We start from the raw sequence: 22,386 nt of genomic DNA on the forward strand, positions 1-22,386 counted from the left end.
TAGGACGAGCGCAGAGCGGGACCCCCCACGAAACCGCAGGCAAACCCCGTGAAGCAAAAACTGCGCAGCGACGCGGGGGCGTGGGCTGGGACCACCCACACAAACCGCGGGCAAAGCTCCTCGGAGCAAAAAGTGCGCCGCGCACAGGGGTCATGGGGTGGGCCCGTCGGAGCAAAAAGCAGTCCGTACGAGCACCGATTGGCGAACCCCCAGGCCAACCGAGGGCGCAGCCCACGGAGCAAAAAAGTGCGCCGCGCAGCGGCGCATGGGGGGCGTGGGGTGGGAACCCCCCACAAACCCGCGGGCGAAGCCCGTCGGAGCAAAAAACAGCACCAACCCGAGGGCGCAGCCCGCGGAGCAAAAAAGTGCGCCGCGCAGCGGCGCATGGGGGGCGTGGGGTGGGAACCCCCCACATACCCGCGGGCGAAGCCCGTCGGAGCAAAAAACTGTGCGCAAGTTGAAAACCGGCTTAAGCCCGTGGCCCGCGCCCTCCGGGCCTTGATATCACGATGGCAGTGGAACTACATGCACAGCACGAGACAGCGACCATGACCGTCCCTCGGCAACGCCCCGCCGGCCAGCTCGCCGCCCCGGCCACGCGCCCGGTGGAGCACAACAGCGCCGGACGGTTCCTGTTGCGTGCCCTTTTCTGGGGCGGGTTCGGCCTCGCGCTGCTGCCCTGGTGGCTCAACACCGAGACCGGCTCGCTCGACACGGCCGCCGAGCTGTTCCAGTCGGCCGGCCGGGTGACCGGCCTCATCGCGGGCTACCTGCTGCTCGTCCAGATCGTGCTGATGAGCCGGGTCGGGTTCCTGGAGCGCTGGATCGGCGCCCGCCACCTCGGGCTGTGGCACCGCGAGCTGGGCGGCTCGGTGCTGGTCATGATCCTGTCGCACGCGGCGCTGATCACCGTCGGCTACGCCTATGCCGACCGGGTCGGGTTCGTCAGCGAGCTGGGGACGATCCTGACCGAGTACCAGGACATGGTCACCGCCTTCCTCGCGACGGGCATGCTCGTGTGCATCGGGCTGCTGAGCATCCGCGGGTTGCGCCGGGCCCTGCCGTACGAATTGTGGTACTTCCTGCACCTGACGGCCTACCTGGCGCTGCTGCTCGGCTTCGCGCACCAGTTCTCCAACGGGCAGGAGCTGTTCCGCCCGGGCCTTGGCCGCACCACCTGGATCGCCTTCTACGTGGTCGTGGCCGCCGCCGTGGCGTGGGGCCGCATCCTGGCGCCGCTCACGCTCAACCTGCGCCACCGGTTGCGGGTCGCCGACGTCGTGGCCGAGGGGCCCGACATGATCTCGATCTACATCACCGGCCACCGGTTGCACGACCTGGACGCCGAGGCCGGGCAGTTCTTCCGCTGGCGGTTCCTCGCCCGGGGGTACTGGTGGCAGGCCCACCCGTTCTCGCTCTCGGCGGCGCCCAACGGGCGCTGGCTGCGGCTGACCGTGAAGACCGTCGGCAGCCACACCCACAAGCTGCGCGAGCTGCGGCCCGGCGTGCGGATCTTCGTCGAGGGCCCGTGGGGCGACTTCACCGCCAGCCGGCGGGTGCGGCAGCGCGCGCTGCTCATCGCGGCCGGCAGTGGCATCGCGCCGATCCGGGCGCTGCTGGAGGAGCTGCCGCCGGGGGCCGTCGTCATGTACCGCGCGAGCGCCGTCCACGACCTGCACCTGCGCCACGAGCTGGAGCACCTGGCCCAGCTGCGGCACGCGCAGCTGTGGTTCGTCGTCGGCGACCGCCGCGACCCCGGGCCGCGCCGGCTGTTCACGCCCGGCGGCATGCGCGAGCTGGTGCCCGACATCGCCGACCGTGACGTCTACCTGTGCGGCCCCGACGGGCTCGTCGAGCAGTCCCTGCACGTGCTGCGCCGCCTGCGGGTGCCGCGCCGGCAGGTCCACCTGGACCCCTTCGAGTTCTGAGAGTTGGTACTGCGGTGCGACGCGCGATGATCGCCCTGATGGGCACGGCGGCGGGCACGATCCTGCTCGTCGGCGCCAAGGCGGGCTTCAGCAGCCCGTCCGACCAGGCGATGCAGCCGGCCGCCGGCGAGCCGAGGCCCGGCGCCGTCCCGAGCGGCTCCGTCGCCCCTCCCCCGCAGCCGGGGACGTCCACGGCGCCGGGCGCCCCTGCCGCCGGTACGACCATGACCACCACGGCGGCGGCACCCGGCAAGACGACGGAGGCGGGCCAGCCCAAGCCGACGACCGCCGCGCCCAAGCCGCCGCGCACGACGATGAAGGACGGCACGTTCAAGGGCAACGCGGTCTACGTCGACTACGGCAACGTGGAGCTGTCGATCGTCGTCTCCGGCGGCAAGATCACCGACGTCAAGGTCCTCGACTCGCCGAGCGACCACTCGCGGTCGGTCCAGATCAACAACTCCGCGCTGCCGAAGCTCAAGGCCGAGGCGCTGGCCGCACAGAGCGCCGACATCGACTCGGTGTCGGGTGCCACGTACACCAGCTCCGGCTACAAGCTGTCCCTGCAGTCCGCGATCGACCGCGCCTACCAACCGTAGCCATGGCACACAGCCTCGTCCGCGTCGAACACGTCATGGGCATGGCGGTCAGCCTCGACCTGGCCGACGACCTGCCCGTGCCGGAGCTCGAGCGGCTCGCCGACGGCGTCTTCGACTGGCTGCGGGTGGTCGACACGATCTTCAGCACCTACAAGCCGGAGAGCGAGATCAGCCGCCTCGGCCGCGGCGAGCTGCGCCGCGCCGACTGCTCCCCGGTCGTGGGTGAGGTCCTGGACCGCTGCGCCGAGCTGTGGCGCGAGACGGACGGCTACTTCGACATCAATGCGGGCGGGCGCCTCGACCCCTCGGGGTACGTGAAGGGCTGGGCCGTCCAGCGCGCCTGCGACCGCCTGCTCGACGAGGGCTCCGCCAACCACTGCCTCAACGCGGGTGGCGACATCTTCGTCCGCGGCGCCCCGACCGGCCGCTCCCGCTGGCGCGTCGGCGTCCGCCACCCGTGGGAGGCCATGTCGGTGGCATGGGTGCTGGAGGTGACGAACATGGCGGTGGCCACCTCCGGCACCTACGAGCGCGGCCTCCACGTCCTGAACCCCTTCACCGGGGCCCCGGCCACCGCGCTGCGGTCGGTGACGGTCGTGGGCCCGGAGCTGGGCACGGCCGACGCCTATGCCACGGCGGCCCTGGCGATGGGCACCCGCGGCCTGGACTGGCTGGCCACCCTCCCTGGCCACGAGTGCGCGGTCGTCACCGAGGAGGGCCAGGCGATGCGCTCGGCCAACCTGCCGGTGGCCGCGAGCGCCCACCTCACCTGACCGGCAACTCGGAGCGCTTCATGATCCATGGAGACGTCCGGCTGTCGTGGCGACCAGAACTCTCCATCGATCGCGAAGCCCGTGCGAAGAGGACGCGAGAGAAGGGGCCGGTCTGCCTCACCGCCCGGGGCGTCTCGCGGATCACGGCCAGGACCGAGGTGGCGGCTTCACGCTGGAGAGCCACGGCGAACGGTGGAGAGCCACGGCGAACGGTGGAGCGGGCCACGGCGGCGGCCGGGTTGCTGTAGACGGTGCTAGGAGACGGCCAGGTCGAGATACTCCACCAGGTGCTCGTGCGTCGGGGCGCTCGCGTCCGGCCGGAAGCGCAGGTAGCGCAGCCGTTTGCCGGTGCCCTGCAGGAGGCCGTGCGGGTCGGGCAGGTCGGCGCCGTGCTCGAAGCCGACGGAGACGGAGTCGGTGCCGGGGAACACGGCGGCGATATACCCCCGCTCGGGATGGTGGAAGCCCAGCCCGTGCCACCCGCGATACACCCGCTCGGTCAGCTCCGGACGGGCCGTGAGGATGACGTCACGCAGGTGGCGGGTCAGGGCGCTGATGTCGGCACAATGATCCTCGAGGAGCTCGTCGATGCCCGGCGGCGCGGCGGCAATCATGCCGACACCTCACCACACGGGTACGACACTTTCGGAAGTCATTTCCTACCAGGCGAACTCCTTCCCGCGGACCTCCCCGCCCGGCAGGATCGAGCGGCCGGAGTACACCCACTTCTGCACGACCACGTAGCGGTGGCCGCGCGGCGGGTTGTCGACGAACGGGCCGCAGTCGTGCGACGGGGCGAAGTCGGTGAACATCAGGCCCGCGCACAGGTGCGGGCCGGCCACCAGCTCGTCCGTGTCCGCGTCGACGAGGGAGATCGTCACGTCGGCCTGGATGCCGGGGAGGGCCTTCATGTGGCCGACCAGCCGGACGCGGCCGGTGCCGACGGCGTGGCAGGGCTGGACGACCGCGGGGTGACCGAGATCCCAGGTATAGCTGTCGCCACACTCCCAGTCCTGCCAGGCCTCGGTCGCCTCGGTCGCGGCGCGGCCGCTCGGCCCGGCCGGTGACGCGTCGCCCACCGTCGCGGCGCCCGCCGACCGAACGGCACGGGCCGTCGGGCGGACCGCGGACGGCGATCCGCCGCCGGCCGGAGCCGCGGTCGAGTGCGCGCCCGGGCGGGCCTCGCCGACCTCGCCGCCGGGGCGGTTCAGGAAGTTCCAGGCGGGGACGGCCAGGGCCGCGAGCGCCAGCAGTACCGCTGCGCAGAAGGCTCGTCGGGAACGCGTCGGCGCCGGCCGCGGCCTCGGCACCGGCGGACCCGGCGTGGTCGGCCGGTTGTCGACCGTGTGCGGCGGCAGGGCCGGCAGGTCACGCACGCGCCGCGCGACCGTGCGCAGCGTCGCGGCCAGGTCGCGGGCGGAGGGGCGGCGGCCCGGGCGTTTGTCCATGCACTGCTGGACGACCTGCCAGATCGCGTCGGGCATGCCGTCGACCGGCCGCGGGGACTCGTCGACGTGGCGGCGCAGGATCGCCCAGGCGGGGCCGCCGGCGTAGGTCGGGTGGCCGGCCGTGAGCTCGAAGAGCACGACGCCGAGCGCGTAGATGTCGGCCGGCGGTGCGGGACGGCCGCCGTAGACGGCCTCGGGGGCGACGTAGTTCGCGGTGCCGACGAGTGCACCCGGCGTCGTCATGCTCGGCGTGTCGAGGATGCGCGCGATGCCGAAGTCGGTGAGGCGGCAGTGCAGCCTGCCGTCGACCCGGTCGAGCAGGATGTTGTCGGGCTTGAGGTCGCGGTGCACGACGCCCCGCTTGTGCGCGGCCGCGAGCGCCTCGGCCACCTGCGCGAGCAGCATCGCCGCCTCGGCCGGCGGGAGTGTGCCCTGCTCGTGCAGGTAGTCCCGCAGGCTCCCGCCCTCGACGAGGTCCATGACCAGCCCGAGCGAGGTGCCGACGGTGACCAGGTCGCGCACGCGCACGATGTGCGGGTGGCGCAGCATGAGCAGGATCGCCCGCTCCTGGACGAACCGGTTGACGGCCTTCGGCTCGGCCATCAGGTCCTCGCGCAGCAGCTTGACCGCCACGTGCTCGTCCTGCACCAGCGACCGCGCGCGCCAGACGGTGCCCGTGCCGCCGCCACCGATCGGCTCGATCAGCTCGTACGCGTCACCGATCCTGTAGCCGGTGAGGTCACCGCCGCCGGTCTCGTTGCGCGCTTCGGGGGGAGTACGCATCGAGGTATTGGTACAGAACGCAAGATGTAGGACACAACCCGTACCAGGGAATACGCCCCGAGAGGGTTACGTGCCGCGCGTTCAACACCGTTACAGGTACCGATGCATGATATGAAAGTCGACCAGACCGTGCTTCGTGCTCTGGAAGCCGTCGGGGATCGTGCCCACGATGATGAAGCCCAGTGAGCGCCACAGCCGCACGGCGACCGTGTTGGTGGAGACCACGGCGTTGAACTGCATCGCCGTGTAGCCGACCTGGCGCGCACGGTCCAGGCAGTGCTCGCCGAGCGTGCGCCCGAGGCCCCGCCCGCGCGCCCGCGACGACACCATGAAGCTCGCGTTGGCGACGTGGGAGCCGAGCTTGCCCTTGTTGGGGCCGACCTTGTACGTGCCGAGCACGTCACCGTCCTCGACGGCCACCCAGACCTCGAATCCGGGAAGGCCGATCCAGTGTGCACGTGCATCGTGCTCCGACGATGCGGGGTCATTGTCGTAGCTCTCGCCCGCGGCCACGACCTCGTGCCACACGTCCCAGAGGCCCGCCCAGTCGGTGTCCGCGAAGCGCCTGATCTCCACGCTGTTCATTCAACACGTCAGGTGGCAGGCTCTGCATTCGTGTTCGACGTGTTGAACGACGCATTCGCCCGGCAGCCGTCCCCGAGCCGGGAGGTGGTGATCGCGACCGCCGTTCTCGCGCTGGTCGCGGTCCTGGTCCGCCCCCTCTGGCAGGTCATGCGCAACTTCGTGACGATCGCGCACGAGGGCGGCCACGCGCTGGCCGCCGTGCTCAGCGGCCGCCGGCTCTCCGGCATCCGGCTGCACTCCGACACGTCCGGCCTGACCCTGTCCCGCGGCAAGCCGACCGGCCTCGGCATGGTGGCGACCGGCCTGGCCGGCTACATCACGCCGTCCCTGCTGGGGCTCGCCGCGGCGGCCATCCTGGGCGTCGGCCGGTTGACCGTCCTGCTATGGATCTTGCTGGTACTGCTGGCGCTGATGCTAATCATGATCCGCAACGTCTACGGCGTGATCTCGATCGTCGTGGCGGGCGCGATCGTGTTCGTCGTGTCGTGGTACGCCTCGTCGCAGATCCAGGGCGCGTTCGCCTACGCCTTCGCGTGGTTCATGCTGCTCGGCGGCGTCCGCGCGGTCTTCGAGCTGCAGCAGTCGCGCTTCCGCCGCCAGGCGCCGAACTCGGACGCGGACCAGATCGCCCGCCTGACCCGCGTCCCGGCCATCATCTACGTCACGTTCTTCGTGCTGGTCGCGCTCGGCTCGCTCGCGTTCGGCGTGCGGCTCATGCTGGGACCGGTGCACGACTTGCTGTGAGCACCTGACCGACCCGCTCCGCCTCCTCCAGGTGCGGCCAGCCGGACAGGATGAACTCGTCGACCCCGGCCGCCTCGTACTCGGCCAGCCGCGCCCGGATCTCGTCGGGGCTGCCGACGAGGGCCGTGCCGGCGCCCTCGCGCACCAGCCCGATGCCGGCCCAGAGGTTCGGCCCGATGACCAGGTCCCGGCCGGCGTTGAGCGCGGTCATCCGCGCCTGCCCCACCGAGTCCATCCGCCGGAACCGCTGCTGGGCGGCCGCGATCCGGTCCGGGTCCATGCCCTTGAGCAACCGGTCGGCCTCCGCCCACGCCTGGTCGGCGTCGTCCCGCACGATCACATGAATCCGCAGGCCGTAGCTCAGGCTCGGGTTCTTGGCGCGCATGCGCTCGATGCGCTCCCTGACGGCTTCCACCGGCTCGCCCCACAGGAGATACACGTCGGCGTGCCGGGCGGCGACGTCCTCGGCCGCGGGTGACGCTCCGCCGAAGTAGATGGGCGGGACGTGCTCCAGCGGCTTCGCGAGCCCGCCGCCCTCGACGCGGTAGTGCTCGCCCGCGAAGTCGAACGGCTCCCCCGCCCACGTCTTTCGCAGGATCTGCAGATACTCGTCGGTCCGCGCATAGCGCCCGCCGTGGTCGGTGAAGTCACCGTACGCGCGCTGCTCCACCGGGTCGCCGCCCGTCACGACGTTGAGGGCGAGCCGGTTGCCGGAGATCCACTGGAACGCCTCGGCCTGCTGGGCGAGCAGCGTCGGGAGCGTGAAGCCGGCCCGGAACGCGACCAGCAGCTTGAGCGTGGTCGTGTGCTGCGCGATCGCGGTACACATGACCAGGGGGTCCAGGCAGCCCGCGCCGACCGGCGTAAGGGCGGCCTCGAACCCGGCCCGCTCGGCGGCCCGCGCGACCTCCGACAGGTATGCAACCGTCGGCGGCCGCTCGTGCCGGGCCGCCCCGGCGGTGACGGTCGCCGCACCGACCTGATCACCGTCACCGGTCGTCGGCAGGAACCAGTGGTATGCGCTCATGAAGCCCACCTTACCTACCTTCTTAGTGGGTGGGAATCGTGGCGCGGTTCGATTAGAATGTATGTACGAAAGTTGCTCTTGACCTGGGAGGAGAGCGCCCGTGACCGCCCCCGTCACCACGACCGAATCCGGTGCCGTCCCTTACGCGACGCTGCTGAGTTTCACCCGCTACGTCGGCCGCACCGGCCCGCGCAAGGCCAGCTTCGTCGGCGGCCTGCGCCGGCAGCGCGAGTCCGGCTCCGGCTTCAACCCGCACGGGCAGCTCGTCAAGGCCCTGAAGGCCGACATCCAGTTCCGCACCGGCGGCACATACCTCAACGCCGTCGTCGACCAGGTCAACGCCCGCTGGAAGCCGCTCTACGAGTCGGTCGTCCCGGGGGCGCTGCGCTACCTGGAGTCGATCGAGACCCCGGTCGAGGTCACCCAGGCCCGCGACACCCTGACGATGCTCGGCAACCTGCCGGTGAAGATCAACCCGCACTTCGGCCTGCGCTATGCGGACGGCCGCGGCGAGGCGGTCCGCCTGCACTTCGACGAGGACCCGCCCCAGGACGAGGCCGCCGTCGCCACCCTGCACCTGATGGCCCGCCACATGGACCTGATCCTGCCCAACGCCACCCCGGTCCTGGTCGACCTCCGCCGCGGCGAGATCCTGCGCCCCGACCCGGCCGGCAAGCCGGAGGAGGTCGAGCGCTGGCTCGCGGGCGAGGCGGCCGCCTTCTCCGCCATGTGGGCCACCACGGCATAACCGCATCCACCCCCAGCGGAGGCGGGCTCGACGCCTCTCCCGGCCGTCGAGCCCGCCTCCGCTGGGGTGCCCACCCCACCGCGCCCGGCCCGGCTTCATGATCGTTGGAGAGATTCGGCTGCCATGACGACCAGAAGTCGCCATCGATCATCGGTCCGCCGCGCCGGGCGTGCGGACACCTGAGCGAATTCGTCGGATTTGCCGCAGTCGCCAGATACTGAACAGCAATCCGTGATCATCGAGTCGCTCTCCGGTCAGTATTCGAACGCGACCGATGCTAGGTTGACCGCAGCGCGCTTCCCCGTCCTCGCGCAACGTAGCGGCCTCGCGAAAGAGAGAAAGGGATGCCATGACCGAGGGCCGGCATCAGCGGCGTCATGACGACGGCCACACGGAAGACGGGATCTACGTCCCGCCCCCGCGTGAGGTGCCACGCCCCCGATCCGAGCGGACCGGACCACCCGGGCAGCCGACTCACCCCGTCGCCCCCTCCCCGTGGGCCCCGACGGCGTCGAACGCTCCGGCGACACCGGCCGCACCGAGCCGGCCCGAGCAGGGGACGCACCACCCGCCGACCCTGGCCGAGCCGCACGAGGCGCACCCGATCGAGGCACCGGTCTACTACGCGCGCGCGTCGGAATGGACGGCTCGCCCCTCCCCCTGGGCGACGCCGGACCGGGACGACGACGCATTCGAGGACGAGGAGTTCGCGATCGCGCCGGCGGAGGTCATGCCCCCACCTCCGCCGGCGCAGATTCCCGAGCACCTGCCGCGGCAGCGCGTGCCGGCTCCGAAGCAGCGCGCCTCCGCCACCGCCTGGTGGGTCGCGGTCGGGGTGATCATCGTCGCCCTCGCGGTCGCCGCCGGCGTGCTGGTCGGCCTCCGGCTGGCCGCGCAGCACGCGGCGACCGGCGCCGAAGGCGAGGCCGCCGTACGCGACCCGGCCCGGCCGGTGCTGGTGTTCGCGATCGGGTAGAGCGCGGGTGCCGGCACGACCACGCTCACGGCGATGGCGCAGGTCACCGGCGGCCGGGCTGCCGCCTCGAACGACCCGGGCGGTCCGGCCGGCGCGATGGCCAAGATCTTCCTGGCCGCACACGCGCCACGCTGATCGAAAAGCACTGGGTGCATCTGCCGCAAATCGGGTAGAAACGCGGAGCCCTCGACCGGGGCGATGCCATTTGTACGCGATTGGGGTGATGGACCATGAGCGGGCCTATCGTGGGCAAGCGCCGCCTCCGGGCCGAGCTGCGGCGACTCAGGCGCGAGCGTGAGCTGACCCAGGACCTGGTGGCCGCCGAGATGGAGTGGTCGCTGTCCAAACTCATCCGCATCGAGAACGGCACCGTGGCCATCTCGGTGAGCGACCTGCGCAGCCTCCTGGCCTACTACCGCGTCCACGACAGCAAGATGGTCGACGACCTGCTCGAACTCGCCCGCGCCGCGAAGCGGCGGATGTGGTGGGACGAGTACCGGGCGAGCCTGCCGATGCAGCTGCTCACCTACGTGGGCTTCGAGGCCGAGGCCGTGGCCGTGGGCGAGTTCGCCCCGGTCATGTTCCCGGCGCTCATGCAGACCAGGCGGTACGCGGCCGCTACGAGCACGGTGGACGACGAGGTCGAGTCGCCGGTGGTCGAGCGGCGGGTGGAGTTCCGGATGCGGCGGCAGGAGGAGCTGCTCGGTCGCGAACAGCCGCCGAGCATTCTGACCGTGCTGGACGAGTCGGTGCTGCGCCGCCAGCCGGTGCCGCACGACGAGGCGCTGCTCGTGGACCAGATCGAGCACGCCATCGAGTTCGCCCAGCGCCCGTACGCGGACGTGCGGATCATGCCGCTCAACGCCGGGTACCACTCCGGCTGGGACGGCGACTTCACCCTGCTGGAGTTCGGCGCCGACGACGCCATCCTCTACCGGCAGGGGCTGCTCGTGGAGGAGCCCGAGGTGGTGTCGAGCCACCGGGAGATTCTGCGGCGGATCTCGGAGCGCGCCCTGGCGCACGACGCCTCTATCGACTTCATGCGCCAGGTCGCGGGCGAGTTAAAGCGCGGCTGACTTCGGACAGACGTTGGTCGATGCACCCACGGGTCATCGACCAACGTCGAAGCTGGGGAGGCGCCACCCGGCCGGCCGGAGCCAGCCGGGCGGCGACCCGTCACGCGGGCGGGTGGAAGAGCACGCCCTTCCCGCTCTGCAGTGTGGGTTGGTTGTTCGAGTACTGGTACGCGATCGTACCGGCGGCGTTCTCGATGCCGACCGTCGCGTTGCTGCCCTGCTCGAAGGCGTTGTCGAGATCCTTGTACGCGAACGCGATGTCGCCGTTCTCGTAGAAGACCGCCTCGAAGGTCAGCCGGCGCGACGTGTTGCCGTAGATGAACACGTTGCGCCACTCGACCACGTACGCCCGGCTCGGAGCGGTGCCGGTCACGCCGGTCCGCACGCTGGACGAGCCGTCGACGACCAGGTCCGACCAGAACGGGTAGGCCGTGGCGTTCGGCGCCGCGGTCGTCGGCAGGGTCGTGTGGTCGGCGTTCGCCGCGCCCGGGTTGACAAAACTGATCTTGCCGTTGGTGTCGACCCAGGCGGAGTTGTACGTCTGGCCGTACAACTTGACCGGGAAGGGCGTCGTCACCTGGACGATGCTGTCGTCACCGGTCAGGGTGAGCGGCGTGGCGGCGTCGATGAACGCCCGGGTGCCGTCGGCGCAGGTGTAGCCGAACGCGTCGGCGCCCTGCGTGAGGGCCAGGTTCACGGTCGACGTGCCGGAGCTCACCGTCACCGGCGCGCTCGCCCCGCCACCGCCACAGGCGCCGCCGGACCCAACCGACGCGCTGACGGTGTAGGACCCCGCCGCCACGTTGGTGAAGGTGTACTGCCCGTTCGCGGCGGTCGTGGTGGAGGTACCACCGGGACTCAGTGTGACCGTCGCGCCCGACACCGCCGTTCCGGTGCCCTGGTTGGTGACGGTGCCGGTGACCGTGCCCGTCACCGGCGGCGGCTCGGACCCGCCACCCGGCGACTTGAACAGCACCGCGATGCCGTTCTGCAGGGCCGAGGTGTTGTTCGAGTACTGGATGCCGACGGTCCCGGCGGCGTTCTCGATGCCGACCGTGGCCGACGCGCCCGCCTCCGCGGTGTTGTCGATGCCGCCGTAGTTGGTCACGACGTCACCGTTCTCGAACAGGATCGCCTCGACGTCGAGCCGGCGCGAGGTGAAGCCGTACTGGTAGGCGTTGCGCCACTCGACGACGAACTGCCGGTTGGGCGCGGTGCCCAGCACGGCCGTCCGCACGCTCGCCGAGCCGTCGACGACCAGGTCCGACCAGTAGGCGTACACCGTCGAGTTCGGCAGCGCGGCCGACGGGATCGCACCGTGCTCGGTCGCCGAGACGCCCTGGTTGGCGAAGCTCAGCCGGCCGTTGGTGTCGACCCAGGCCGAGGTGTAGGTCGTGCCGTAGAACTTGAAGCCGAACGGCAGGGTGACCTGGGTCAGGTTGTCGTCGCCGGTCAGCGGCAGCACCGTGCCGTCGGCCGGGACGAACGTGCGCGGCGAGGCCGAGCACGTGTACCCGAAACTGTCCGAGCACGAGGCCGCGTAGGTCGCCGTGTACGTGCGGTCGGTCGTCGGCGCCGTCACCACGTGGGTCTGCGCACCGCCGTCCGACCAGCCGGTGAACGTGTGCGGCACGTTCAACAGGCTCTGCGGGGTCGGCGCGCTGACCGTGTTCGTCGAGCCCTGGATCACGGTGCGGGTGAACGGCGCCACGCCGCTCGTCGCGCCCACGGTCAGCTGGAGGCCGGCCGGGTTGGAGGCGAACGTGAGGTCGACCGTCCTCGGCTCCACGTTGACCGTGGCGGTGCTGGTCAGCCCGCCCGCGTCGGTCGCCGTCATCCGGAACTCGAGGTACGACGGGTACTCGTGGTCGGGCGCGGTGAGCGTGCCGCTCGCGACGCCGTTGAGGGTCTGCATCGGGTGCTCGTGGCACACGCCCGGCGACGAGCAGTGGTGCAGGATGATCGTCCAGCTCAGCGCCGACGCCGGCAGGGTGCCCTGCTGCGGGTCGGTGGCGTGGCCGGTGAAGCTGATCGAGTTGCCGACCGCCCACGTGAGCGTGCTCGCCGGGGTGTCGATGAACGCCGTCGGCGCGTCGTTGCCGGCGGTGATGGTCACCGTCTTGTCGTTCGTGGCGCCGAGCGTGTCGGTGACCCGCAGGCGGGCCGTGTACGTGCCGGGGTTGGTGTAGGTGTAGGTGGCCTTCGGGTTCGTCGACGGCGCGCCGGTGTCGAACGTGCCGTCGTTGGTGAAGTCCCACTGGTACTGCAGCAGGCCCTGGTCGGCCGGGTCGGCGTCGTCGGACGTCGAGCCGTCGAAGTTCACGGTCAGCGGGGAGCCGCCGGACGTGCGGTCCGTGGTGATGGCGGCGACCGGCGGCTGGTTGCCGTTGTAGTACCGGATGCGCCGCACCGTGCCGTTGAGGTCGACGTAGTAGAGCTCGTTGCCCGGGCCGATGGCCAGGTCGACGGGGTTCGCCGCGCCGGCGTCGAAGGTGATGATGTTGGCGCTGTTCGGCAGGCCGTTGCTGCCCGGCATCATCGCCCAGATGCAGTCGCGGCTGTAGTCGGAGAAGAACAGCGCGCCCCGGTAGGCGGCCGGGTAGGGGCCGCTGTCCGGGTAGAACGCGACACCCGACGACGAGGAGCCGCCGCTCGGGCACGACTCGTTCGCGACGACCTTGGCGTTGTGGTTCCAGGAGTAGTACGGCTGGACGTTCGGGACCGACGGGTTCGCGCCGTACATCGGCTCGCACAGGTTGAGGTTCGCGCCGTCGTAGCCGCCCTGGGCCGCCGGGCCCTCGATGCACGGCCAGCCGTAGTTGCCGACCGGCGTCCCGGTCGGGTTGGCCACCCGGTTGATCTCCTCGTAGGTGTTCCAGCCGACCTCGCCGCTCCACACCTCGTTGGTGCCGGGGCGCATGGTGAACCGGAACGGGTTGCGCATGCCGTAGGCGACGATGCGCCGCGCGTTGGCGTCGGCCGAGGCGGCGTAGGGGTTGTTCGGCATGGCCGCGCCCGTGTTCGGGTCGATGCGGATGATCGTGCCGTTGAGCTGCGTCGGGTCGCCGGTGGTCCGCACGTCCTGGGAGCGCAGCGCGCCACCCTCGGCCGTCGGCGGGCTCATCGTGCCGCCCGGCGGGTCGCCGCACGGGTTGCCGGCGAACTGACCGTAGTCGGTGGCGCTGAAGCTGGCGCCGTCACCGGCGGAGGCGTAGAGCGCGCCGTCGGCCCCGAAGTGCAGGTCGCCGATCGAGTGGCTCGGGAACTGCTGGCACCAGTCGGTGATGAGGACCTGCTCGCTGCCGGTCATCTGGTTACCGTTGGCCTGCAGGCGGGACAGCCGCCCGGTCACGATGCACGTACCGTTGTTGGCGTCGGCGCAGACGTCGTTCCAGCGCGGCGCCGTGCCGCCGGGCACCGCGTCGTACGTGTACAGGACGTAGACCCACGGGTTGGTGGGGAAGCCGGGCGCCAGCGCCATGCCGAGCAGGCCTCGGTCCCACTGGTCGTGCACGTTGGTGCGCAGGTCGGCAAAGATGTCCGGGGTAGGGTCGGACAGGCTGTCGAAGACCTTGATGATCCCGCGCTTCTCGGCGACGAAGACGCGGCCGTCGGGCGAGAACTCGATGTTCGTCGGGTTGGTCAGCCCGCTGTAGACGGTCTGCTCCTGGAAACCGCTGGGCAACGTCCCGGCGGCGGCCGGCTGCCCACCGGCGATCGGCACGAAGATGCTGGCCATGAGGGCGGCGGCCAGGAAAGCGCGCACGGTTCGTCGACGTGTCGACATGGACCGTCCTCTCCGGAGGATGAGGAGGAGCCAGCGGGGGTTCCCCTGCACCCGCTGAAATTGCGCCAGCCTACCGGCCGGTACCGACGTGAGGAACTGTCGCGTTCCCGACCATGATCAGGATGATCCACCCCGAAAGGGTCCACATTGGACGTCATTCGCGGAAAGACGGTCCGATCGACCGACATGGGCATCATCGCGCGGCTGGGCGGCATCCCCGCTCGGCCGCCGAGCGCTCACCCAGACCGTCCCCCCGCCCCACTCCCGCTGCGCCCGCCCCGCGCCCCCGCCCCGTGGCTCCGCCCGCCCCGCCCCGCCGCGCCCACGCCATGGCCCCGCGCCGCACCCCGCCCTACGCCACGCCACGCCACCGCATCCCAGTCCGCGCCCCACGCCGTGCCGCACCCCGCCCAACGCCACGGGCCCCGACCCGCCGCATCCCGCCCAACGCCACGCCAGCACCCCACCGCATCCCGGCCCGCGCCCTACGCCGTGCCGCGCCCCACGCCACGCGCCACGCCCGCGCCCCACAAGAGCGCGATCTTGGAGTTGTGGTCCCGTATTTGTCCGAAATAGACGGACAAAGTGGGGACCACAACTCCAAGATCGCGGACCACGAGGCTGGGGCCAGGCCCGGACCACGAGGCTTGGGGCCAGGCCCGGACCACGAGGCCGGGACTAGGCGGACGAACCGGTCGGCGGGGTTACAGCTTCTCGTAGCAGGGCTTGTCCAGCTTGTAGTCCTTTGCCGTCGGGCCCGTGAAGTAGTCCTTGACCAGGGGAACGTCCGTCGTGCCGTTGCCGGCCGCGGGGTTGTAGATGAGCGACTGGCGGAAGATGCCGTCCGTGCCGCCCGCGTAGTTGCCGGCGCCGTCGGGGAGCATGCCCTCGTAGTCGACCTTGGTCAGCGACTTCGCCGCCTTGACCAGGCCGGCCCGGGTCAGGTCGCCGTCGGCCTGGGCCTTCTTGAGCGCGGCCAGCAGCGGGTACGACCAGACCCAGCCCGAGGTGTAGCCGTCGTTCGGGGTGATCGACGAGCCGAGCGCCTCGCGCATCGCCTTGTGGCCGGGCGAGTCGGTGGAGAACGTCTTCCACGGCGACGACTGGAGGTACAGGGCCTTCAGCGCCGGGGCGGCCGGCGACTGGAGCAGGCCCGGGTTCCAGGTCGGGCTGGTGCCGATGAACTTGCCGGTGAAGCCGCGCTGGGCGGAGCCGCCGACGATGGCCGCGACGTCGGCCGGGCCGGCGGTGACGATGACCAGGTCGGGCTTCTGGGTCACGATCGCGGTGACCGCGCCGGCCTGCTTGTCGGTGCCGGAGTCGGTCTTGACGTCGATGAACTTCAGGCCGAGCTTCTCGGCCGCGATCTTCGCGCCGGCCGCGGCGTCGTCGCCGTAGTCGCCGGCCAGGTGGACGGCCATGACCGTCTTGGGCTTGAAGGTCTCGTTCGCGTAGTCGACGGCGTTCATCGACTCGATGCAGTAGTTGGCGCCGGATTCGAGGATGTTGTCCTCGAACGCGTAGGCGGACGTCCACGCCGCGGGGGCGGCGAGCACGTTGTTCGCCTTCATGTCGCCGAGGATCGCGGCCGTCGTCGGGGAGCCGAGGCTCTGCGCGAGGGCCAGCACCTTGCCCTTGATCTCCTGGTAGACCTCGTTGTGGGTCTGCGGGTTGTACTTGTTGTCCCGCACGTAGGTCTCGGCGTCGACGTCGTAGCCGCCGATGCCGCCCTGGGTGTTGACCCGCTTCCAGAACGCCTTCTGCGCCTCGGTGATCGGCACGGCGAGCGCCTTGAACGGGCCGACGGTCAGGTCGGAGATGATGCCGAGGTAGATGCAGCCGCGGTCCTTGTGCTCGGACTTGGGGCACGGTTCCTTGGTGATGCCGACGTCGACCTTCGGTCCGCCGGACGACGACGAGTCATTCTCGGTGTCGCCGCCGCGGCAGGCCGTGAGCCCGCCGATGGCGAGCACCGCGGCCAGGGTGAGGGCACCCAACCTCTTCATTGAGGAGCTCCTTCTCAGGGGTGTCGGGAGTAGGGGTGGGTCAGGTCAGTACGAGAACGGCCAGGCCTTCCAGTAGTTGCGGAGCCGTATCCAGATGCCGAAGAGACCGCGTGGCTCGAAGATCAGGAACACGATGATCAGCACGCCGTAGAGGACGGTCTCCAGCTGATAGGCATTCGGCGACTCCACGGGGGAGTTGCTGATGAACGGAAGGAACGACGGGACCTCCCGGGTCAGCCGCGGCAGCAGCGTGATCAGGAAGGCGCCCAGGACGGCGCCGCTCACGGTGCCCGCACCGCCGATGAGGATCATGGCGATGTACTGCACCGACAGCAGCAGGTTGAAGGAGGTCGGGTCGAAGTAGCCCGCCCCGACGTACAGCAGCGCACCGGCACAGCCGGCGTAGAACGACGACACCCCGAAGGCCACCGTCTTGTACCTGGCCAGGTTCACCCCGATCACGCCGGCCGCGATGTCGCGGTCGCGGATCGCGGTGAAGGCCCGGCCCACTCGCGAACGCGCCAGGTTGCGCGCCGTGAGAGCCGCGAGGACCAGCAGCACGAGCATCAGGAGGTACAACTTCTGATCCCGGGTGAGGAACGCATCCGTGGTGTTGAGGTCGTAGCCCAGCAGCGACGGCGCCGGGGGCTGCCGGCCGACGCCGGGGCCGCCGGTCAGCTCCGACCACTCGTTGATCACGTGCGCGCCGATGAAGACCAGACCGAGCGTGACGATCGCCAGGTAGAGGCCGCGCAGCCGGGTGGCGAGCGGGGCCACCAGGACGCCGGCGAGCGCCGCCGCGAGCCCGGCAGCGGGCAGCCAGACCAGCACCTCGGTGACGCCGAAGCCGATCGTGCGGCCCTCCGGGTCGCCGGCCACGGCGGCCGCCGTGTAGGCGCCGATCGCCAGGAAGAAGGCGTGCCCGAGCGACACCTGCCCGGCCAGGCCGGTGACGATGTTGAGCCCGATCGCGCCGACCGCGGTGACGCAGGCGACGCCGAGCAGCTGGAGCAGTTCGTCCTGCACCAGCCAGGGCAGGGCGAAGGCGACCACCAGCAGGCCGCCGACGGCGACGCGCTTGCTGGTCGTGTCGAGGAGCGCGACCTCCTGGGCGTAGGAGGTGCGCAGCAGCGGGCGGTTCCTCATACCCTTTCGACCTCCCGGGTGCCGAACAGGCCGTAGGGGCGCACGAGCAGGATCAGCAGCATCACGACGTACGGCGTGACGACCGAGACGTTGCCGCCCAGCCAGGGGAAGTCGCCCTGGTAGGTGGCGGTGATCTCCTGGACCACGCCGACGACCAGCCCGCCGACGACGGCGCCGGGCAGGGAGTCGAGGCCGCCGAGGATGATCACCGGCAGCGCGGTCAGCGCGACGAGCCACAGCGACTCGCTGACGCTGCCGCCGACCGCGGCGAACGTGCCGGCGACCGCGGCGAGCGCGCCGGCCAGCGCCCACGACAGCGCGAACACCGCGCCGACGCTGACGCCTTGGGCGAGCGCGGCCTCCTGGTCGTAGGAGGCGGCCCGCATCGCGAGGCCGGTGCGGGTGTACCGGAAGAACAGGAACAGCCCGGCGATGAGGATCGCGGTCGTGACCACCATGGCGACGTGCCGCTGCTCGATGAGGATGCCGCCGGGCAGCTTCCAGGTGTCCAGCCCCCACGGGTCGCCGACGTGCCGCACGTCGAGCCCGATGAGGGCGTTGACGACGACCCGGACCGCGATGTCGATGCCGAGCGTGATGATGGCGACGGTGAACACCGGCCGGCCGACCATCGGCCGCACCGCGACCCGCTCGATGCCCAGCGCCAGCGCGCCGGTGACCACCGAGGCCACGGCCAGCGCGACGAAGAACCCGAGCGGCTTCACCAGGTAGGTGACCAGGACCGCGCCGGCCAGCATGAACGCCGGCTGGGCGAACGAGATGACCCGGGTCGCCTTGTAGATGATGACGAAGCCGAGCCCCAGCAGCGCGTAGACGCTGCCCGTGCCGATGCCCCGCAGGATGCTCTCGACGACGTCCTTCACGCCTTGCTCCGGTACATGTCGTCGACGAGCTCCGCGAACAGCGTCGCGATCGAGCCCCGCTTGACCTTCTGGGTGGCGGTCAACTCACCGTCCTCGTGGTCGAGTTCCTTGGGCAGCATGCGGAACGTCTTCACCTGCTCCACCGGGTTGTGCTTGGCGTTGACGTCGTCCACGACCCGCTGGATCAGGGCGACGACCTCGGGCTTGCCGCTCAGGTCGCGGTAGGTCGTGTAGCCGAGGCCCTGCCGCTGGGCCCACTCGCCGACCGTGTCGAGCTCGATGCCGACGAGGGCGGCGAGGTACGCGCGGCGGTCGCCGACGACGATCGCCTCCTTGACGTACGGCGACGCCTTGAGCGCGTTCTCGATCTCGCTCGGCGCGACGTTCTTGCCGCCGGAGGTGATGATGATGTCCTTCGCCCGGTCGGTGATCCGCAGATGCGTGCCGTCGACGAGCTCGCCGACGTCGCCGGTGCGCAGCCAGCCGTCCGGCGTCATCGCGTTCGCGGTGGCGCCGGGGTCGTCGAAGTACCCTGCGAAGGTCCCCGGGTGGCGGGTCTGGATCTCGCCGTCGTCGGCGATGCGGATCTCGACCCCGTCCTGGGCCTCCCCCACCGTGCCGACCTTCACCCGGCCCGGCCGGTTGCCGGTGGCCACCGCGGTGTTCTCGGTCATCCCGTAGAGCTCGTGCATCGGCACGCCGATGCCCATGAAGAACTTCAGGACGTCGGGCGCGATCGGCGCGGCGCCGCTGGCGGCGTAGCGGACCCGGCGCACGCCGATGCGCTCGCGCAGCGCCCGGTAGCACAGCAGCCACCCGACCGCGTAGAGCGCGCGGCTGCCGGCGGTGTGCCGGCCGCCGTTCGCGGCGAGCGTCGAGCCGATCCGGTCGGCGACCCTGAGCCAGAGCCGCGCGTTGGCCCGCTTGAACCGGGACGCGCCGGACAGCCGGACGGTGACGCCGGCGAGCATCTTCTCCCAGATGCGCGGTACGCCGAAGAGGATCGTCGGCTGTACCTCCCGGAGATCCGCCTGCACGGTCGCGATCGACTCGCCGAAGTGCACGATGACCGCCGAGGCGGCGTTGAACCACACCGTGAAGACCCGCTCCGCGACGTGGCACAGCGGCAGGTACGACAGCGTGAGGTCGCGCGGCCCGGGCGGTGGCGAGGCGAACCCGCCCCCGGCGACGAGCGTGTCGATGGCGAAGTCGACGTTGGCGACGGTGAGCATCGCGCCCTTGGGGCGCCCGGTCGTGCCGGACGTGTAGACCAGCGTGGCCACGTCGGCCGGCGTCGACGCCGCCATCCGCTCGGCGACCGCGTCCGCGTGCTCGGCCCGGTGGCCGGTGCCCAGCGCGAGCAGGTCCTTCCAGGCGATGAGCTTTGGGTGGTCGTACCGGTGCAGGATCCCCCGCGGCTCGACGAACACGATGCGTTCCAGGGCGGGGCAGTCGTCGATGACCTCCAGCACCTTGTCGACCTGCTCCTGGTCCTCGGCGAACAGGACCCGCGCGCCGGAGTGCCCGAGCAGGTACCGCACCTCGTCGGCCGGGTTGGTCGGGTAGAGCCCGACCGTCGAGCCGCGCACGGCGACGGCGGCGACGTCGACGAACAGCCACTCGGGCCGGTTCTCCGACTGGATCGCGACCCGGTCGCCGGGCTCGATGCCCAGCGCCAGCAGGGCGTGGGCGACCGTCTCGGCCGTGTCCCAGTACTCGCCCCAGGTGATCTCCTGCCAGATGCCGCGCTGCTTCTCGCGCATGGCCACGGCCGACGGCACGGCCTTGGCGCGGTCGCGCACGAGGGTCGCGATGGTCATTTCGCCTCCCCGAGGTACGCGCGCAGGACGTCCGGGTGGTGCTGGACCTCCTTGGGGGTGCCGAGCGCGATCGGCGTGCCGAAGTCGACGACGAGCACCCGGTCGGCGAGGTCCATGACGAGCCCCATGTCGTGCTCGACGAGGATCATCGGGATCGACATCTCCTCGCGGATGTCGAGGATGTAGCGGGCCATGTCCTCGGTCTCCTCCAGGTTCATCCCGGCGACCGGCTCGTCGAGCAGCAGCAGCTTGGGCTCCATGGCGAGGGCCCGGCCGAGCTCGACCCGCTTCTGCACGCCGTAGGGCAGCAGGCCGACCGGCAGCCGGCGCCACTGGGCGAGCTCCAGGAAGTCGACGATGTCCTCGACGACGGCCCGGTTGGCGATCTCCTCCCGGCGGGCGCGGCCCAGCCAGGCGATCGCGGCGAGCGTGCCGTACCTGATGTGGTGATGCCGGCCGAGCATGAGGTTCTCCACCACCGTGAGGTGCTGGAAGAGCTCCACGTTCTGGAACGTCCGGGCCACGCCGAGCGTGGCGACGCGGTCCGGCCGCATGCCGGTGATCTCCCGCTCGTCCAGCGTCACCCGGCCCCGTTGCGGGCGGTACACCCCGGAGATCACGTTGAAGATGGACGTCTTGCCCGCACCGTTCGGGCCGATCACGGCGAAGAGCTCGTTGCGGCCGACGGTGAAGGAGACGCCGTTGACCGCCTTGACGCCCGCGAAGCTCAGGTGGACGTCGTCGAAGCTGAGCACGGCCGGCGCGGTGCGCGCCTGCGCCGGCGGGGTCTGGACCTGGGTCATCTGGGTCCCCCTATGACAGCCAGCGCTTGCGGCGCTTGTAGTGCTTCACGTCGCGGAAGGTCTTCGTGCTGCCCTCGGTGCGCAGCCCCAGGTAGAACTCGCGGATGTCCTCGTCGGCGAGCAGCTCGGCGGCCGGCTTGTCGAGCACGACCTTGCCGTTCTCCAGCACGTATCCGTGCTCGGCGATGGACAGCGCCATCGTGGCGTTCTGCTCGACCAGCAGCACGCTGGTGCCGCCGCGGTTGATCTCGACGATCAGGTCGCGGACCTGCTCCACCATGCGCGGGGCGAGGCCGAGGCTCGGCTCGTCGAGCAGCAGGTACTTCGGCTCGGACATGAGCGCGCGGCCCATGGCGAGCATCTGCTGCTCACCGCCGGAGAGGTAGCCGGCGATGCTGCCGCGGCGCTGTTGGAGCACCGGGAACAGCGCGTACATCCGCTCCAGCGCCTCGGCCCGGCCGCGCCGCCGGGTGTGGGCGCCGAGGCGCAGGTTCTCCTCGACGGTCAGCTCGGCGAACGTCCGCCGGCCCTCCATGACCTGGGTCACGCCCCGACGCACGATGGCGGACGGGCGGAGGCGGTGGATCGGTCGGTCGTCGAGCGTGACGGCGCCCTTGGTGACCGCGCCGTCGTGCACGTCGAGCAGGCCGGAGAGGGCCCGCAGCAGGGTGGTCTTGCCGGCCCCGTTCGCACCGAGCAGCGCGACGATCCGGCCTGGGGGAACGGCGAGGCTGACGCCGCGCAGGACCAACATCACGTCGTCGTAGACGACCTCAAGGTTCTGGACCCGTAACACTGGGCGGCTCCTCCGGGGGGTGCTCCGGGGGTGGGCATGTGGGCCAAACTTTTTGCATCGTCGGTGTATGAAGTTACGTGTATTTAACCTGTTCTCAGAGCAGAATCAAGCCCCAAATGTGTGTCCGTCAACACTGTTGGCCAAGTCGATATAACCGTCCGATGTGGACTCTTGACCGGTGGTAATCCGGACTTTTAGGTTAATGTCGGTCGATGTGGACTGGCGGGTTTCGCGATCTCGTCGCGGCCGATAGGTTGGCTCCTGGCCTGCACGGCAGTCCGTCGCCCAACCGGGGCGGCGCCGGGCAAGCGCCGCCGAATCGGGCTGTCGCGCACTGGCGCGCATCGATCCGCGGGATCGCGGTCGGGCGCACTTTTCCCGCCCGGACCCGTGAGCTGACCCGGTCGGCGGCAGGTGCTGGAAGGGTCCTTCGTTGTCCACTGGACACCGTGTTCGT

18 protein-coding genes are annotated in these 22,386 nt (G+C 70.7%); 7 read left to right on the plus strand and 11 right to left on the minus strand.

The genetic code is table 11. The annotated features are described in order from the left end of the window. Positions 1–548 precede the first annotated feature (548 nt). The 3 genes from IEZ31_RS45390 to IEZ31_RS45400 are packed head-to-tail and all read left to right on the plus strand — an operon-like array spanning position 549 to position 3,300. Entirely contained in the window at positions 549–1,928 is a 1,380-nt protein-coding gene (locus tag IEZ31_RS45390; protein WP_229836849.1) for a ferredoxin reductase family protein, read from the plus strand. 14 nt (positions 1,929–1,942) lie between these two features. Then, the gene (locus IEZ31_RS57395) at positions 1,943–2,527 is read left to right on the plus strand and encodes an FMN-binding protein (protein WP_229836851.1); all 585 of its coding nucleotides are present in this window, start codon (positions 1,943–1,945) and stop codon (positions 2,525–2,527) included. Positions 2,528–2,529: 2 nt separating this feature from the next. Further along, the gene (locus tag IEZ31_RS45400) at positions 2,530–3,300 is read left to right on the plus strand and encodes an FAD:protein FMN transferase (RefSeq protein ID WP_373294795.1); all 771 of its coding nucleotides are present in this window, start codon (positions 2,530–2,532) and stop codon (positions 3,298–3,300) included. 254 nt (positions 3,301–3,554) lie between these two features. Here IEZ31_RS45400 and IEZ31_RS45405 read toward each other — a convergent pair whose 3' ends face one another. The 3 genes from IEZ31_RS45405 to IEZ31_RS45415 form a co-directional block, all read right to left on the minus strand. Next, complete coding sequence (locus tag IEZ31_RS45405) at positions 3,555–3,914, minus strand: DUF1801 domain-containing protein (RefSeq protein WP_190256365.1); 360 nt, start codon at positions 3,912–3,914, stop codon at positions 3,555–3,557. A 45-nt stretch (positions 3,915–3,959) separates the two neighbouring features. Further along, complete coding sequence (locus IEZ31_RS45410) at positions 3,960–5,531, minus strand: serine/threonine-protein kinase (RefSeq protein ID WP_190256366.1); 1,572 nt, start codon at positions 5,529–5,531, stop codon at positions 3,960–3,962. A gap of 90 nt (positions 5,532–5,621) precedes the next feature. Then, positions 5,622–6,116: a GNAT family N-acetyltransferase gene (locus IEZ31_RS45415; protein ID WP_190256367.1), complete on the minus strand. Its 495-nt coding sequence runs from the start codon at positions 6,114–6,116 to the stop codon at positions 5,622–5,624. 30 nt (positions 6,117–6,146) lie between these two features. Between IEZ31_RS45415 and IEZ31_RS45420 the strand changes: the two genes are divergently transcribed. Continuing rightward, a complete protein-coding gene (locus IEZ31_RS45420) occupies positions 6,147–6,860 on the plus strand; it encodes a M50 family metallopeptidase (protein WP_190256368.1) in 714 nt (237 codons plus the stop codon). Here IEZ31_RS45420 and IEZ31_RS45425 read toward each other — a convergent pair. Beyond that, entirely contained in the window at positions 6,829–7,887 is a 1,059-nt protein-coding gene (locus IEZ31_RS45425; RefSeq protein WP_190256369.1) for an LLM class flavin-dependent oxidoreductase, read from the minus strand. The genes IEZ31_RS45420 and IEZ31_RS45425 overlap by 32 nt on opposite strands. A gap of 100 nt (positions 7,888–7,987) precedes the next feature. Here IEZ31_RS45425 and IEZ31_RS45430 point away from each other — a divergent pair, with 100 nt between their 5' ends. From IEZ31_RS45430 to IEZ31_RS45440, 3 genes are all read left to right on the plus strand, one after another. Next, the gene (locus IEZ31_RS45430; RefSeq protein WP_190256370.1) at positions 7,988–8,635 is read left to right on the plus strand and encodes a hypothetical protein; all 648 of its coding nucleotides are present in this window, start codon (positions 7,988–7,990) and stop codon (positions 8,633–8,635) included. 349 nt (positions 8,636–8,984) lie between these two features. Further along, positions 8,985–9,611, plus strand: coding sequence for a hypothetical protein (locus tag IEZ31_RS45435; protein WP_190256371.1), 627 nt, complete (start codon positions 8,985–8,987; stop codon positions 9,609–9,611). 230 nt (positions 9,612–9,841) lie between these two features. Continuing rightward, on the plus strand, positions 9,842–10,687 hold the full coding sequence (locus IEZ31_RS45440) for a DUF5753 domain-containing protein (RefSeq protein WP_190256372.1): 846 nt from the start codon (positions 9,842–9,844) through the stop codon (positions 10,685–10,687). A gap of 100 nt (positions 10,688–10,787) precedes the next feature. Here IEZ31_RS45440 and IEZ31_RS45445 read toward each other — a convergent pair whose 3' ends face one another. The 7 genes from IEZ31_RS45445 to IEZ31_RS45475 form a co-directional block, all read right to left on the minus strand. Further along, positions 10,788–14,474 carry an NIDO-like domain-containing protein gene (locus IEZ31_RS45445; RefSeq protein WP_190256373.1) on the minus strand — a complete coding sequence of 1,229 codons (3,687 nt, stop codon included), beginning with the start codon at positions 14,472–14,474 and terminating at the stop codon, positions 10,788–10,790. A gap of 704 nt (positions 14,475–15,178) precedes the next feature. Continuing rightward, entirely contained in the window at positions 15,179–16,480 is a 1,302-nt protein-coding gene (locus tag IEZ31_RS45450) for an ABC transporter substrate-binding protein (RefSeq protein ID WP_190256374.1), read from the minus strand. Positions 16,481–16,525: 45 nt separating this feature from the next. After that, positions 16,526–17,626 (minus strand): branched-chain amino acid ABC transporter permease, encoded by a 1,101-nt coding sequence (locus IEZ31_RS45455; RefSeq protein WP_190256375.1) that lies wholly within the window; start codon positions 17,624–17,626, stop codon positions 16,526–16,528. Then, positions 17,623–18,510, minus strand: coding sequence for a branched-chain amino acid ABC transporter permease (locus IEZ31_RS45460; protein ID WP_190256376.1), 888 nt, complete (start codon positions 18,508–18,510; stop codon positions 17,623–17,625). The genes IEZ31_RS45455 and IEZ31_RS45460 overlap by 4 nt, the downstream gene beginning before the upstream one ends. Next, positions 18,507–20,330 (minus strand): AMP-dependent synthetase/ligase, encoded by a 1,824-nt coding sequence (locus tag IEZ31_RS45465; protein WP_190256377.1) that lies wholly within the window; start codon positions 20,328–20,330, stop codon positions 18,507–18,509. Before IEZ31_RS45465 ends, IEZ31_RS45460 begins: the two co-directional genes overlap by 4 nt. After that, positions 20,327–21,133 (minus strand): ABC transporter ATP-binding protein, encoded by an 807-nt coding sequence (locus tag IEZ31_RS45470; protein ID WP_190256378.1) that lies wholly within the window; start codon positions 21,131–21,133, stop codon positions 20,327–20,329. Before IEZ31_RS45470 ends, IEZ31_RS45465 begins: the two co-directional genes overlap by 4 nt. Before the next feature lie 10 nt (positions 21,134–21,143). Next, on the minus strand, positions 21,144–21,887 hold the full coding sequence (locus tag IEZ31_RS45475) for an ABC transporter ATP-binding protein (RefSeq protein WP_229836861.1): 744 nt from the start codon (positions 21,885–21,887) through the stop codon (positions 21,144–21,146). Positions 21,888–22,386: the final 499 nt, after the last annotated feature.

The sequence above is a fragment of the Dactylosporangium sucinum genome (genome assembly GCF_014647515.1).
GTDB classification, from domain to species: Bacteria; Actinomycetota; Actinomycetes; order Mycobacteriales; family Micromonosporaceae; genus Dactylosporangium; species Dactylosporangium sucinum.

What these genes read in the sequence shown, in the direction of transcription:
- IEZ31_RS45465 (WP_190256377.1), bottom strand. Translation starts at nt 20,330, where the DNA reads ATGACCATCGCGACCCTCGTGCGCGACCGCGCCAAGGCCGTGCCGTCG.
- IEZ31_RS45425 (WP_190256369.1), bottom strand. Translation starts at nt 7,887, where the DNA reads ATGAGCGCATACCACTGGTTCCTGCCGACGACCGGTGACGGTGATCAG.
- IEZ31_RS45410 (WP_190256366.1), bottom strand. Translation starts at nt 5,531, where the DNA reads ATGCGTACTCCCCCCGAAGCGCGCAACGAGACCGGCGGCGGTGACCTC.
- IEZ31_RS45390 (WP_229836849.1), top strand. Translation starts at nt 549, where the DNA reads ATGACCGTCCCTCGGCAACGCCCCGCCGGCCAGCTCGCCGCCCCGGCC.
- IEZ31_RS45400 (WP_373294795.1), top strand. Translation starts at nt 2,530, where the DNA reads ATGGCACACAGCCTCGTCCGCGTCGAACACGTCATGGGCATGGCGGTC.
- IEZ31_RS45435 (WP_190256371.1), top strand. Translation starts at nt 8,985, where the DNA reads ATGACCGAGGGCCGGCATCAGCGGCGTCATGACGACGGCCACACGGAA.
- IEZ31_RS45450 (WP_190256374.1), bottom strand. Translation starts at nt 16,480, where the DNA reads ATGAAGAGGTTGGGTGCCCTCACCCTGGCCGCGGTGCTCGCCATCGGC.
- IEZ31_RS45405 (WP_190256365.1), bottom strand. Translation starts at nt 3,914, where the DNA reads ATGATTGCCGCCGCGCCGCCGGGCATCGACGAGCTCCTCGAGGATCAT.
- IEZ31_RS45470 (WP_190256378.1), bottom strand. Translation starts at nt 21,133, where the DNA reads ATGACCCAGGTCCAGACCCCGCCGGCGCAGGCGCGCACCGCGCCGGCC.
- IEZ31_RS45415 (WP_190256367.1), bottom strand. Translation starts at nt 6,116, where the DNA reads ATGAACAGCGTGGAGATCAGGCGCTTCGCGGACACCGACTGGGCGGGC.
- IEZ31_RS45475 (WP_229836861.1), bottom strand. Translation starts at nt 21,887, where the DNA reads ATGTTGGTCCTGCGCGGCGTCAGCCTCGCCGTTCCCCCAGGCCGGATC.
- IEZ31_RS45440 (WP_190256372.1), top strand. Translation starts at nt 9,842, where the DNA reads ATGAGCGGGCCTATCGTGGGCAAGCGCCGCCTCCGGGCCGAGCTGCGG.
- IEZ31_RS45445 (WP_190256373.1), bottom strand. Translation starts at nt 14,474, where the DNA reads ATGTCGACACGTCGACGAACCGTGCGCGCTTTCCTGGCCGCCGCCCTC.
- IEZ31_RS45455 (WP_190256375.1), bottom strand. Translation starts at nt 17,626, where the DNA reads ATGAGGAACCGCCCGCTGCTGCGCACCTCCTACGCCCAGGAGGTCGCG.